This is a genomic window from Variovorax sp. V116 (genome assembly GCF_041154435.1).
Lineage (GTDB): Bacteria > Pseudomonadota > Gammaproteobacteria > Burkholderiales > Burkholderiaceae_C > Variovorax > Variovorax paradoxus.
The window spans coordinates 827,863-840,568 of sequence record NZ_AP028661.1; the positions used below are offsets into that span (position 1 = coordinate 827,863).

The 12,706-nt window shown below is 69.2% G+C and carries 10 protein-coding genes; 3 read left to right on the forward strand and 7 right to left on the reverse strand.

The features are described 5' to 3' along the window. The first annotated feature begins 44 nt into the window (after positions 1–44). Entirely contained in the window at positions 45–1,970 is a 1,926-nt protein-coding gene (locus ACAM58_RS03820) for a PAS domain S-box protein (protein WP_369664193.1), read from the forward strand. Positions 1,971–2,006: 36 nt separating this feature from the next. Here the strand turns inward: ACAM58_RS03820 and nadE are convergent, their stop codons facing one another. The 4 genes from nadE to ACAM58_RS03840 are packed head-to-tail and all read right to left on the reverse strand — an operon-like array spanning position 2,007 to position 6,611. Beyond that, a complete protein-coding gene (gene nadE / locus ACAM58_RS03825; RefSeq protein WP_028254050.1) occupies positions 2,007–2,855 on the reverse strand; it encodes an ammonia-dependent NAD(+) synthetase in 849 nt (282 codons plus the stop codon). Positions 2,856–2,872: 17 nt separating this feature from the next. Next, complete coding sequence (locus tag ACAM58_RS03830) at positions 2,873–4,051, reverse strand: phospholipase A (RefSeq protein ID WP_028254049.1); 1,179 nt, start codon at positions 4,049–4,051, stop codon at positions 2,873–2,875. Continuing rightward, the gene (locus ACAM58_RS03835; protein ID WP_028254048.1) at positions 4,048–4,509 is read right to left on the reverse strand and encodes a hypothetical protein; all 462 of its coding nucleotides are present in this window, start codon (positions 4,507–4,509) and stop codon (positions 4,048–4,050) included. Before ACAM58_RS03835 ends, ACAM58_RS03830 begins: the two co-directional genes overlap by 4 nt. Then, a complete protein-coding gene (locus ACAM58_RS03840; RefSeq protein WP_369664194.1) occupies positions 4,506–6,611 on the reverse strand; it encodes an ATP-dependent helicase in 2,106 nt (701 codons plus the stop codon). The genes ACAM58_RS03835 and ACAM58_RS03840 overlap by 4 nt, the downstream gene beginning before the upstream one ends. 120 nt (positions 6,612–6,731) lie before the next feature. Here ACAM58_RS03840 and ACAM58_RS03845 point away from each other — a divergent pair, with 120 nt between their 5' ends. After that, positions 6,732–7,745 carry an AEC family transporter gene (locus ACAM58_RS03845; protein WP_018903788.1) on the forward strand — a complete coding sequence of 338 codons (1,014 nt, stop codon included), beginning with the start codon at positions 6,732–6,734 and terminating at the stop codon, positions 7,743–7,745. Positions 7,746–7,751: 6 nt separating this feature from the next. On the opposite strand, the gene ACAM58_RS03850 is transcribed toward ACAM58_RS03845, so the two are convergent. After that, positions 7,752–8,405 (reverse strand): hypothetical protein, encoded by a 654-nt coding sequence (locus ACAM58_RS03850; protein ID WP_041945440.1) that lies wholly within the window; start codon positions 8,403–8,405, stop codon positions 7,752–7,754. A gap of 254 nt (positions 8,406–8,659) precedes the next feature. On the opposite strand from ACAM58_RS03850, the gene ACAM58_RS03855 reads away from it, so the two are divergent. Next, positions 8,660–8,869 carry a hypothetical protein gene (locus tag ACAM58_RS03855; protein ID WP_012745878.1) on the forward strand — a complete coding sequence of 70 codons (210 nt, stop codon included), beginning with the start codon at positions 8,660–8,662 and terminating at the stop codon, positions 8,867–8,869. A gap of 38 nt (positions 8,870–8,907) precedes the next feature. Here ACAM58_RS03855 and ACAM58_RS03860 read toward each other — a convergent pair whose 3' ends face one another. Next, a complete protein-coding gene (locus ACAM58_RS03860; RefSeq protein ID WP_307596515.1) occupies positions 8,908–11,010 on the reverse strand; it encodes a primosomal protein N' in 2,103 nt (700 codons plus the stop codon). A gap of 478 nt (positions 11,011–11,488) precedes the next feature. Continuing rightward, positions 11,489–12,601, reverse strand: coding sequence for a uroporphyrinogen decarboxylase (gene hemE, locus ACAM58_RS03865; RefSeq protein WP_018903785.1), 1,113 nt, complete (start codon positions 12,599–12,601; stop codon positions 11,489–11,491). Between the last annotated feature and the right edge of the window lie 105 nt (positions 12,602–12,706).

Sequence of the window (12,706 nt, forward strand, 5' to 3'; positions counted from 1 at the left end):
GCGCCGTGGCATCGATCGCGCGGCCACTGAAGGGAAAAAGAGCAATGGCAGATCACGGCGCTGGGAGTGCACCCCTGAACCAACGCACTCTGACCGACGCCGATTTCAGGCTGATGGTCGACTCGGTCACCGACTACGCCATCATCGTCCTCGATCCTGGCGGCATCGTCATCAGCTGGAACGAGGGCGCCCGCCAGCTCAAGGGATACGACGCCCCCGATGTCCTGGGGCGGCACTTCTCGCTTTTCTATCCGACCGAGCTGATCGAGCAGAACCGGCCGGAGCAGGCACTCGAAACGGCGCGCCGCGATGGCCGCCTGGAGGAAGAAGGCTGGCGCCTGCGCAGCGACGGCACGCGCTTCTGGGCCAGCGTGGTCATCACGCGAATCCCCGGCGCGGGCGGAGAAGTCCGCGGCTTCTCGCTGATCACCCGGGACCGCAGCGAGATCCGCCGCCAGGACGAGATGCTGCGCATGAGCGAGGAGCGCTTCCGGCTCTTGGTCGAGGGCGTGAAGGACTATGCGATCTTCATGCTCGACCCGGGCGGCCACGTCGTGAGCTGGAATCTCGGCGCGCAGAAGAACAAGGGCTACGAGGCCTCGGAGATCATCGGGCAGCACTTCTCCAGGTTCTATCCGCCGGAGGTCGCCGCCAGCGGCTGGCCCCAGCAGGCGCTGCGCAACGCGCTGCGCGACGGCCGCTTCGAGGACGAGGGCTGGCGCATCCGCAAGGACGGCAGCCGGTTCTGGGCCAGCGTGGTGATCACCGCGCTGCACGATGCCACCGGCAGGCACCGCGGCTTTGCCAAGGTCACGCGCGACCTCACGGAGCGCCGCCGCGTGACCGCGCTCGAGGACGAAGGGCGCCGCGTGACGAACTTCCTTGCGATGCTCGGGCACGAACTGCGCAATCCGCTGGCGCCGATCTCCAACGCGCTCGAGCTCCTCAAGCGGGAGAAAGCGGAGTCGGCCGCGCTCGTGCACACCCGCGACATCATCGCCCGGCAGCTGCGCCAGATCACCCGGCTGGTGGACGACCTGCTCGACGTGGGCCGCATCACCAGCGGCAAGATCCAGCTCGAGAACAAGCCGGTTCGCCTGCGCGATGCCATCGCCGAGGCCATCGAGGCGGTGCGCCCGCTGATCGACGGCAAGTCGCAGACCCTGCACCTGCAGACGCAGGACGCGGACCCCTGGATCGCCGGAGACAGTGCGCGCGTCATCCAGATCGTCAGCAACCTGGTCCACAACGCCGCCAAGTTCACCGGGAACGGCGGCAACATCCACGTGTCGCTCTCGCGGACCGCAGCGGATGCGGACATCAGCGTGCGCGACGACGGGCCCGGCATACCGCCGCAGGACCTGCAGCGGATCTTCGACCTGTTCGTGCAGGGCGAGCAGAACCTGGCCAGGACGCAGGGCGGCCTCGGCCTGGGGCTCAGCCTCGTGCAGCAGCTCACCACGCTGCACGGCGGGCGCGTCAGCGCGTTCAGCACCGGCCGGCCGGGCGAGGGCAGCGAATTCGTGGTGCAGTTCCCGACCACCCAGGCGCCGGTCGCCATGCTCGAGGCGCAGCCGCGGCCGGTGGGCGAGCAGCGCGTGCTGGTGGTGGACGACAACGTGGACGCGGCCGAGACCATGGCGATGCTGCTGGAGGCGCTGGGCTACAAATCCAGCGTCGTGCATGGCGGACTGGCTGCCATCGAGGCGGTGAAGGCGCAGGACCCGGACGTGGTGCTGCTGGACATCGGCCTGCCCGACCTGAGCGGCCATGAAGTCGCCCGCCGCGTGCGCGCCGAGATGGTCAACCCGCCGCCGCTGATTGCCGTCACCGGCTACGGTCAGGCCAGCGACAGGGAAACCAGCCTGGAGGCGGGCTTCCGGGCCCACCTGACGAAGCCGGTCGATGTCGACAAGCTCTCGGCGCTGCTCGAACGGCTGCTGGAGCCGCCTCGGTTCAAGGCCGCGTAGAACCCGCGTGGGGCCCCGCAGAGCCGGCCTGGAAAGCTAGGCCGGGTGCGGCGGCTCCACCGGCAGCGCGCGCTTGTGGGCGCTCTTGCGGTGCGTGGCAAGAATGATCTCGCGCGCCGCGGCGGCCACCGGCTTGCCTTCGAGGAAATCGTCGATCTGCTCGTAGCTCACGCCGAAGGCGTCTTCGTCGGGCTTGCCCGGCACCAGCGATTCGAGGTCCGCCGTGGGCACCTTGAACACCAGCGCGTCGGGGGCGCCGAGCCGCTGCGCGAGGGCGCGCACGCGGCGCTTGTTGAGGCCGCTGAGCGGCGTCACGTCGGCCGCGCCGTCGCCGAACTTGGTGAAGAAGCCCATCAGCGCCTCGGCCGCATGGTCGGTGCCGATGACGATGCCGTCGTGCGCACCGGCCACCGCGAACTGCGCGATCATGCGCTGGCGCGCCTTGATGTTGCCGAGCACGAAGTCTTCATGCGCCGCATCGCGGAAGGCCAGGTCGCCCTTCTTGAGCGCCGCGAGCATGCCGTCGGCCGCGGGGCGGATGTCGACGGTCAGGATGCGGTCGGGCCGGATCACCGCGAGCGAGGCCTGCGCCTCGTGCTCGTCCTTCTGCACGCCGTAGGGCAGGCGCATCGCGATGAAGGTGGCGCCGTAGCCCTCGGCGCGCAGCTTCTCGACGGCGCGCTGCGCGAGGCAGCCGGCCGTCAGCGAATCGACGCCGCCGCTGATGCCCAGCACCAGCGCCCTGAGGCCGGTGCCCCGCAGGTAGTCCGCGAGAAAGGCGGTGCGCCGCTCGATTTCCGCGGCGGCGTCGAAGACGGGCGCGACGTGCAGCGCCGCGATGATCTCGCGCTGCGTGGCGTCGACGGGAGACAGGTCGTGGGTCATGGTGTGGCCTGGAAAAGTCAGAAGTCCACCAGGCTCAGGCCGATGCTGAGCACGGTGCGCTTGCGGTTGTAGTCGACCAGCGTGTCGCCGTAGCCGTGGAACAGCTGCGTATGGAAGCGCAGGTTGCTCGTGGCCGGATCGCCGATGGCCTTGAGCCATTCGAGCCGCACCGAACCGCGGCCGCTGTCGCGCAGGTTGTTGCGCACGGTGAGGCCCAGCGTGTTGTCGCGGTTGAAGTTCCAGCGGCCCGTGAGTTCGGCGCGGCCGATGTAGTTGGAGATGTCGGGGTTGTCGTCCTTCGCGGCCTCTTCCGACATGCGCTGCCAGATGCGCCCGGTGATGGTGAAGCGGTCGCCCAGCTCGGCGCCGCCCATCAGGTAGACGCGGTTCCAGCTGCGCGACAGCGGCAGGCTCTGGCCGTTCGACTGGTGCACCACGCCCACGCCCGCATAGCGCCAGCGCCAGCCGCCGGGCAGGGCGAAGTCCAGCGGATAGACATACATCAGCTCGGGCTCGTGGTCGGTGGTGCGGAACGGCCGCGAGATCGAGCCGTTGAACAGCTGCCAGGTCGACTGCTGCGAGTACGCGAACCACAGCGAGTCCTTCTTGGCCGGTTCGTTCTGCGTGAGCAGGCCCTGGGCGATCTTGGTGCGCACCGACAGGCCGATGCGCATCTCGTTGGCCTGGTAGGCCACGGGCGTGCCGGTATGGCCCTCCGAGGGCGAGGTGGGCGTGTCGGGCCGGCTGGTGGCGGCCGAGGCCGACACGTTCAGCGGCCGGTAGCCGCGGAAGCCGAAGGTGCCGCAGTCGGTGCCGTTCTCCAGTTCCCAGAAGCGCGACAGCGCCGAGTACTGGCGGTCGCGGCAGCCTTCGCTGGTGCCGACCGAGATCACGCGCGTGGCCGGTATAGCGGCGTCCACCGGCGGCGCCGGCTGCGTGCTGGCCAGCACCGGCGGCGCCACGGGCACCGAGACCGAAGGCAGCGTCTGCTGCTGCGCCCAGCGGTCGAAGCAGGCCAGGCGCGCTTCGTTGCTGTTGCCGAGCGCGGCGCATTGCTGCCACGTCAGCTGCGCGTCGGCCAGCGGGCTGCGCGGCTGGTCCGTGGCCTGCGCATGCGCCGCGGCGGTGCCGCCCAGGCAGGCCGCGAGGGCCGCCAGCCGGGAGACGGAGAAGATGGCGTGTGTTCGTTGGGTCATTGGTTTCCTTGCATCCCTCCCTTTTTGTTCAGCACGAACGGATGCGTGCTCTCGTCCGCGGCGTTGCGCCACGTGCCCCTGAATTCCCGGCCGCAGGAGCCCGGTTGCAGGGTGCCGGCCCAGACGCCGCTGATCGCGCGGCCGTCCAGCGATTCGTCGATGGAAAGGGCGCCGTCGTCGTCGACGTCGCCCGCGAGCTGCGCCACCGTCGGCTGGGCACCGCCGTGTGCGGGGCGCGTGATGGTGCCGCGCACGCCGGCGTAGTCGGGATGCCTGCCGAGCTGCACGGCGGCCGCGGCGGGAGTGCCGTCGAAGCGCGCCTCCCAGTGGCCGTAGAGCGACTGCAGCGGCAGCTCGCGCGCATCGGCGGGGCAGTCGCCGCCGCCGCCCTGCGTTGCCGTGGTGCAGCCGGTGGCGGCAAGAAGCGCCGCAAGAAAGGCGGGCAGCAGCCTCTTCATGGCGCCGCCGCAGCCGCGGCCTTGGCGGCCGCGCTGTCCTGTGCCTTGCGCGCGAACTCGGCGCGCAGCGCCTTGAGCTTCTCGCGCGGGTCTTCGCGGGTGGTGGCCTTGTCCAGGCCCATCTCGGCGATGAAGCGGCTCGGCACGCAGGGCACCATCTCGCGGCCCTGCTTGCGCTTCTTGGTCCAGCTCACGGCCAGGCTGCGCTGCGCGCGCGTGATGCCCACGTACATCAGGCGGCGCTCTTCCTGCAGCCGCTGCAGCGTGTCGTCGCTCACCTGGAACTGGCGGCCGTTGTCGTCCTCGAGCTTGAAGGGCAGCAGGCCCTCGGTCACGCCGATCAGCATCACGTGCGGCCATTCGAGGCCCTTGGAGGCATGCAGCGTGGACAGCGTGACCACGTTCTGGTCCTGCTCGCGCTCGCTGATGGTCGACAGCAGCGAGATGGTCTGCGCCACCTCGAGCAGGCTCTTGCGCTCGGTCTCGATGTTGCTGTCGGCGCCCGAGGCATCGTCGATGGTGCCGCCGGCGCGCTGCGACATCCAGTCGACGAATTCCATCACGTTGGTCCAGCGCGCGGCCGCGGCCTGTTCGCTGTCCTCGCCGTCGTAGAGATGCTTCTCGTAGTCGATCTCCTTGAGCCAGTCGAGCATGAAGGTGCGCGAGTCTTCCGCGCCCATGGTGCGGCGCGCGCGGTATTCGAGGTCGTTGATGTAGCGGCCGAACTCGTGGATGCCCTCGAGCGTGCGCTTGGGCATCACGCTCGGCAGCGACGGGCTGAACAGCGCCTCGAACAGGCTCAGCTTGTACTGGCTCGCAAAGGTGCCCAGGCTCGCGAGCGTGGTGTGGCCGATGCCGCGCTTGGGCGTGGTGATGGCGCGCAGGAACGCCGGGTCGTCGTCGTTGTTGACCCAGAGGCGGAACCAGCCGCACAGGTCCTTGATCTCGGCGCGGTCGAAGAAGCTCTGGCCGCCCGACACCTTGTAGGGAATCTGCGCCTTGCGCAGCGCCTGCTCGAACACGCGCGCCTGGTGGTTGGCGCGGTAGAGGATGGCGAAGTCGCGGAACTCCTTGTACTGCTTGCCCTCGATGGCGGTGTCGCCCGCGCGCAGGCTGACGATGCGCGCCACCGCGCGCTCGGCCTCGTGCGCCTCGGAGTCGGCATCGACCACGCGCACCGGCTCGCCTTCGCCGAGCTCGGAGAACAGCGTCTTCGGAAACAGCTTGGGGTTGGGGCCGATCACGTTGTTGGCCGCGCGCAGGATCGCGCTGGTGGAGCGGTAGTTCTGCTCGAGCTTGATGACCTTCAGCGCCGGGTAGTCGACCGGCAGCTTGCGCAGGTTGTCCAGCGTGGCGCCGCGCCAGCCGTAGATCGACTGGTCGTCGTCGCCCACCGCGGTGAAGCGCCCGCGCTCGCCGGCCAGCGCCTTCAGCACTTCGTACTGCGTGGCGTTGGTGTCCTGGTACTCGTCCACCAATATGTGGCCCAGCGCGGCCTGCCACTTGGCGCGCACTTCGTCGAAATCGCGCAGCAGCTTGAGCGGCATGCCGATGAGGTCGTCGAAGTCGACGCTCTGGTAGGCCGTGAGCCGCTCTTCGTAGCGCGCCATGATGCGCGCGGTGATGCGCTCGTTGTCGTCGGCCGCGGCGGCTTCCGCCTGCGCGGCGTTCTGGCCCATGTTCTTCCACTTGCTGATGGTCCACTGCCAGATGCGCGCGGTGGCGGTGTCGGTGGTGCCGCCCGCGTCCTTGAGGATCTTGGTGACGTCGTCGCTGTCCAGGATGCTGAAGGCCGGCTTCAGGCCCAGCACCGCGCCGTCCTCGCGCATCATGCGCACGCCCAGCGCGTGGAAAGTGCAGATCACCACGTGCTTCGCCTCGCGCCCGATCAGCCCCTTGGCGCGTTCGCGCATTTCGCTCGCGGCCTTGTTGGTGAAGGTGATGGCCGCGATGCGCTTGGGCTCCAGGCCGGCCTGGATCAGCCGCCCGATCTTGTGCGTGATGACGCGCGTCTTGCCCGAGCCCGCGCCCGCCAGCACCAGGCAGGGGCCGTGCAGGTAGTTGACAGCTTCTTGTTGCGCGAGATTGAGACCGGAGGACATGGGGAGTGGGAACGGAAGGCCGCGGAGGAACGGCAGGCGCAAAGCGCGCAATGATACGGGGCGCATGTTTCCGGAGAGGCCGCCAGAGTTCACGATGCGGGACGCGGCGACAATCGGCGCGTGCTGCCTGTATTTCTCGTAACTTTTCCTTTCTTCGCGCTGATCGCGGCCGGCTACGGCGCCGCGCGCGCCCGCATCCTGCCGCTGGACGCGATTCCGGGCCTCAACACCTTCGTGCTGTACTTTGCGCTGCCCTGCATGCTGCTGCGCTTCGGCGCGGGCACGCCGATCGGACAGCTGCTCGACGGCAGCGTGGCGCTGGTCTGGGGCCTGAGCGCGCTGGCCGTGGTGGCGGGCGTGGTGATCTTTACCCGCAATGCGCGCATCGGCTGGAACGACGGGGCATTCGGCGCGCTGGTCGCGGCCTTTCCGAACACCGGCTTCATGGGCGTGCCGCTCCTGGTGGCGCTGCTGGGCGCGCAGGCCGCGGGGCCGATGATCATCACCATCGCGTTCGACCTGGTCGTGACTTCTTCGCTGTGCATTGCGCTGTCGCGCCTGGACGGCGCAGGCGGGCAGCACGGCCCGCGGCTGGCCGCGCGCCAGGCGCTGCGCGGCGTGCTGGTCAATCCGATGCCGTGGTCGATCCTGCTGGGCGTGCTGCTGTCGGCGGCGCGCTGGCGCCTGCCGGGGCCGGTGGAGCGCACCATCGCCATGTTGGCCGATGCGGCTTCGCCGGTGGCGCTCTTCACCATCGGCGCGGTGCTGGCGCGCTCGGCGCTGCTCGCGCGCGAGCACGGCGCCAGCGCGGCGGTGGCGGCCGCCATGGGCACGAAGTCGGCGCTGCCTCCCAAGGCACCGCTGGCCGACGTGCTGCCGGTGGTGGCGGTCAAGCTGCTGGTGCATCCGGTGCTGGTGTGGGCGGTGGGGCAGGGGGCCATTGCGCTCGGCCTGCCGCTGTCTTCTTCGGCGCTGATGGTGATCGTGCTGGTGGCGGCGTTGCCGAGTGCGAGCAACGTCTCGATGCTGGCCGAGCGCTTCGGCGCCGACAACGGCCGCATCGCACGCATCATCCTGTGGACGACGGTGGCAACCTTCTTCAGCTTTCCGTTCGCGGTCGGCGTGCTGCGCTGAGCGGCCTCAGGGCGTCAGCACGCCCAGCTTGAACGGATCGGCATCGGACAGGCGCTCGCACTTGGAGAAGTCGCGGCCCTGGGTGCCGTCGCAATAGAAGGCGTTGTAGATGCGGCCGAACAGCGTCGGGCTGGCCGTGAAGAGCACGCCGTGCTCGGGCCGCCAGTTGTCCCGGGCGTTGTCCCTGGGTGCGTCGGCGGCGCGGGTTTCCGTGGCCTGGATGGGCGCGGCTGCCGCAATGGGCGTGAACTCCGCCAGCGTCTTCTGGACCTCCTCGCTGCGCCAGCGCACCGCCAGCTCGGCCGCCGAAGGCCTGGCCGACACCGGCAGCAGCACGCCGTTCACCTGCAGGCCCCAGCCGAAGCGATGCGCCTTGCCGGCCAGGAAGGCATAGGCACAGGCGGCCATGCACTGGCCGCGGATCTCGGTGTCCACACCGCTCGCGCGGATGGCGTCGGCAAAGGCGCCAGCCGCCTCGGCGGTGCCCCCGAACGAATCCTCGAACACCACGGTGCGCACGGTGCCCTTGCCCAGGTGCTCGGTGAAGGCCTTGATGGCGCTGCCGTCGAGCATGCCCGACACCACGAGCCGGCTGCCCTGCAGGTCGAGTTCGGCCGCCGAGCATGCAAGGCATGCGAACAGGAGAACCGCAGCAACCACAGATGAAGGCAGTTTCACGACAGACGACCCCCCGAGGACCAGCGTGCTTTGCTTGAGGTGCGCCGCCGGAACGGGCGTCGCACAGCGACAGCTTGTGCAGCGCGCGGCAGCGCAGTCAACGGTTTTTTCACAATATTTCCGCTGCCGAGTAACGGCCGTAAGGCATAGCTACTGCTATGCCTTCAGATGAATACTTGAGTTTGCACAATGCCTGATAAAGTGTTTGTGAATCAAAGTTTGAATGGGGCAGCACGATGGCAATACTTATTCGTATCCTGCTGTGGCTGGCCTGGGTTGCCGGCGTGAGCTGGTCCTGGCATGCCGACATGCTCGGCGCCGGCACTTCGCTCGCGCTGGGCGCCCTGAGCCTGGTGGTGTTCGCATGGCCCGCCAGCAGCGCGCGGCGCCGCAGCACCGAACTGCGCTACGTCGACGTCGGCAAGGAGCCCGCGGGCCTCTATTGAGCGAGCGAACGAGCGGCCGGGGCCCTGCGGGGCGGGTCCTAGATGCTGTGCGGGTCGACGTCGACCAGCCAGCGGATCACGCCCTTGCCTTCGGGCGTGCGCCTGAGGGCATGCAGCAGCGGCTGCCACTGCGCCAGCAGGCGCTGCAAGGCGGCGCGCGAGGGGCTTTCGATCAGCATCTGCGCCCTTTCCACATTGGCCACGCGCTGGATCGCCAGCGGCACCGCGGGATAGCGCACCACCCGGTCGGCGCCTTCCAGCGCCTCGGCGGCAGCGCTGGCCGCGTTCAGGAAGGCCTGCGCGGCTTCCTGCGTGCGTGCATCGGCACGCAGCAGCGCCTGGAAGGCAAAGGGCGGCATGCCGGCGGCGGCGCGCTCCTCGAGCTGCTGCCGCGCGAAAGCCGTGTAGTCGTGCCGTCGCAGGGCCGAGAAAAGCGGGTGCTGCGCATGGTGCGTCTGGATCCACATCTCGGCCGTGGCGCCCTGCGCCGCCAGGTAGGCGGCGTCGCGGCCCGCGCGGCCGGCCGACTGCATCAAGAGGCTGAACAGCCGCTCGGGTGCGCGGAAGTCGCTGGAGAACAGCGCGCCGTCTGGGTTCACTGCCGCCACCAGCGTGATGCGGCGGAAATCGTGCCCCTTGGCGATCATCTGCGTGCCCACCAGCACGTCGACCTCGCCCGAATGCACGGCCGCGAGCTGCGATTCGAGCGCGCCCTGTTTCTTGGTGCTGTCGGCGTCGATGCGCGCGATGCGTACAGCGCTGCCGTCGGGCCGCGTCACCGCCGCGAACAGCTCCGCCAGGTGTTCTTCGAGCCGCTCGGTGCCGCGGCCCACGGGCGCGATGTCGGGGTTGCCGCAGGAAGGGCAGGCGCGCGGCACGCGCTCGGTGAAGCCGCAGTGGTGGCAGCGCAGCGTGCGGTCGATCTTGTGGAACACGCGGTAGGCGCTGCAGTGCGGGCATTCGCTTTTCCAGCCGCAGTCGGCGCAGGCCAGCACCGGCGCATAGCCGCGGCGGTTCAGGAACACCATGCTCTGCTCGCCGCGCGCGATGCGCTGGCCGATGGCGTCGAGCAGCGCGGCCGAGATCACGGTCTTGGGCGGCTGCAGGTTCATGTCGACCAGCCGCACCGTGGGCAGCTCGCCGGCGCCGATGCGCGACGGCATGGCCAGCCGCACATAGCGCCCGCCCGGGTCCTCGCCCTCTGCGGGGCGGCTCTGGTGCCAGCTTTCGAGCGAGGGCGTGGCCGAGCCGAGGATGACTTTCGCGCCCTCGCGCTGGCCGCGCCAGACGGCGAGGTCGCGCGCCGAATACCGCGCGCCTTCCTGCTGCTTGTAGCTGGGGTCGTGCTCCTCGTCGACCACCACGAGCTTCAGGCCCGGCATCGACGCGAACACCGCCATGCGCGTGCCCAGCACGATGCGCGCGGCGCCGCTGTGCGCCGCGAGCCAGCTCGCGAGCCGCTGCGGGTTGGTCATGCCGCTGTGCAGCGACACCACCGCGTCGTCGCCGAAGCGCGCCTTGAAGCGCGCTTCGAGCTGCGGCGTCAGGTTGATCTCGGGCACCATCACCAGCGCCTGCGCGCCGGGGTCGGCCGCGAGCAGGTCGGCTACGCAGCGCAGGTAGACCTCGGTCTTGCCGCTGCCGGTGCTGCCGACCAGGAGGAAGGTGCCGGCCTCACCCGCCTCGATGCGGGCCAGCGCGGCGGTCTGCTCCGCGCTCAGCGCGACCGGGTGGGCGGCCTCGGCCGTCTCGGCCACCGGGCCGGCCGCCGTCTTGCGCTTGAGGCGGCGCGCCAGCTGCGTTCCGCTCAGGTCGCGCAGCTGCGGCGGCAGCGCGGCCAGGGCGATCTCGCCGATCGAGCGCTGGTAGTAGCGCGCGGCAAAGGCCACGAGGTCGCGCCAGGCCTCGCCGAGCGGGGCCAGCGCGTCCAGCGCGGCGCCCACGGGCTTCAGGGCCATGTCGGGCTCGGCATTTTCGAGCGAGACCGGCGGATTCCAGACCACGCCCAGCACCTCGCGCCGGCCCAGCGGCACCCGCACCAGCGTGCCGGGCACCAGGGCGGCGGGACTGGCATAGCTCAGCAGGTCGCCGAGCGCGGCATGCGCGGGCGTCTGCACCGCGATGTCGAGCCGCCAGGCCATCGCCGCGGGCACGCTCGCCGGTGCCGCGGCTGAGCCGGCCGCTGGCGTTGCTGCTGCTGTTTCGGAGACGGGGCTGACGGTGGGAATGGGTGTCCTTGTTGGCAAGGTTTGTTAATGCGACTTTGAACAAGATCGCTTAAGTCGTTGATTTTCCAGTGCTTTGGGGGTCATCCAGAGTTTCTGTGGATAACTTTGTTGACAACCGGGCTCGACACGCCGGCGAGCCTTGAAAATCAAGCCTCTGACTGGATTGCCCTCAAAAAAAGCAAAGTTCAATCTCTATATAAATCAACAACTTAGCGTCGCTATTGGTTTAGGAGCAAAGAGGGGAGGCCTACAGATAATCTTGCGCAGTGCAACACGTGTTTTGTGCATAAGTCGGTGTTCCTACACCGTTTTTATGCTTGACAAACGCCGGGAAATCGATTTTTGGGGCCGCGGCCGCGTCCCTGCGCGGCTGGCGGCTCTTTTACCGTTTTTAACTTTTGCGCAAGGCGCGCGATTGTGCGTGCACCGCCTGCACCAGCGCCGCCACGTGGTCCGGCGGCGTGAACTGGCTGATGCCATGGCCCAGGTTGAAGATGTGGGTCGGGCCCTTTGAAGCGGCATCGGCATGCGGCTGGCCGAAGGCCTGCAGCACCTTCGCCACCTCGGCCTCGATCTGCGCGGGCGGTGCGAACAGCACGTTGGGGTCGATGTTGCCCTGCAGCGCCTTGGCCTTGCCGTCGGTGCCTTCGCCGACCAGCCGGCGCGCAGCCGAGAGGTTCACGGTCCAGTCGACGCCGAGCACCTCGCAGTCGAGTTCGCGCATGGCTTCGAGCCACAGGCCCCCGCCCTTGGTGAAGACGATGCGCGGCACGGGCTGGCCGTCGGCGCCGTTGCGCTTGAGGCCGGCCAGCACGCGCGCCGTGTAGGCGAGGCTGAATTCCTGGAACGCGCCGTCGGCCAGCACGCCGCCCCAGCTGTCGAACACCATCACGGCCTGCGCGCCGGCGTCGATCTGCGCATTGAGATAGGTGGCCACCGAATCGGCATTGACCGCGAGCAGGCGGTGCATCAGGTCGGGGCGGCTGTAGAGCATGCTCTTGACGAGGCGGTAGTCGCTCGAGCCCGCGCCTTCCACCATGTAGCAGGCCAGCGTCCAGGGGCTGCCCGAAAAGCCGATCAGCGGCACCCGGCCGGCCAGCGCCTTGCGGATCGACGCCACGGCGTCGAACACGTAGCGCAGCTTGGCCATGTCGGGCACTTCGAGCGCCGCGACGGCCGCTTCGTCCTGCACCGGGCGTGCAAAACGCGGGCCTTCGCCGGCCTCGAACGAAAGGCCCAGGCCCATGGCGTCGGGCACGGTGAGGATGTCGGAGAAAAGAATGGCAGCGTCGAGCGGATAGCGCTCGAGCGGCTGCAGCGTGACTTCGGTGGCGTAGTCGACGTTGGTCGCCAGCCCCATGAAGCTGCCGGCCTTGGCGCGGGTGGCCACGTACTCGGGCAGGTAGCGTCCGGCCTGGCGCATGAGCCAGACGGGCGTGTGGTCGGTGGCCTGGCGCCAGCAGGCCCGCAGGAAAGTGTCGTTTTGCAAGGGGGCGAAGGGCATGCCCCGATTGTCGCAGGGGGAGTGGGCTTCGCTTTCGCTGCTTGTTCGGGGGCTCTTGTTCAGGGCGCGTGCACAGGCCACCGGGTACTCCCCTCCGCGAATGTC

Excerpts from the sequence above, each read along its gene's own strand:
- hemE (WP_018903785.1), bottom strand. The coding sequence starts at position 12,601 with ATGCCCTTCGCCCCCTTGCAAAACGACACTTTCCTGCGGGCCTGCTGG.
- ACAM58_RS03840 (WP_369664194.1), bottom strand. The coding sequence starts at position 6,611 with ATGTCCTCCGGTCTCAATCTCGCGCAACAAGAAGCTGTCAACTACCTG.
- ACAM58_RS03860 (WP_307596515.1), bottom strand. The coding sequence starts at position 11,010 with ATGGCCTGGCGGCTCGACATCGCGGTGCAGACGCCCGCGCATGCCGCG.
- ACAM58_RS03835 (WP_028254048.1), bottom strand. The coding sequence starts at position 4,509 with ATGAAGAGGCTGCTGCCCGCCTTTCTTGCGGCGCTTCTTGCCGCCACC.
- nadE (WP_028254050.1), bottom strand. The coding sequence starts at position 2,855 with ATGACCCACGACCTGTCTCCCGTCGACGCCACGCAGCGCGAGATCATC.
- ACAM58_RS03855 (WP_012745878.1), top strand. The coding sequence starts at position 8,660 with ATGGCAATACTTATTCGTATCCTGCTGTGGCTGGCCTGGGTTGCCGGC.
- ACAM58_RS03820 (WP_369664193.1), top strand. The coding sequence starts at position 45 with ATGGCAGATCACGGCGCTGGGAGTGCACCCCTGAACCAACGCACTCTG.
- ACAM58_RS03830 (WP_028254049.1), bottom strand. The coding sequence starts at position 4,051 with ATGACCCAACGAACACACGCCATCTTCTCCGTCTCCCGGCTGGCGGCC.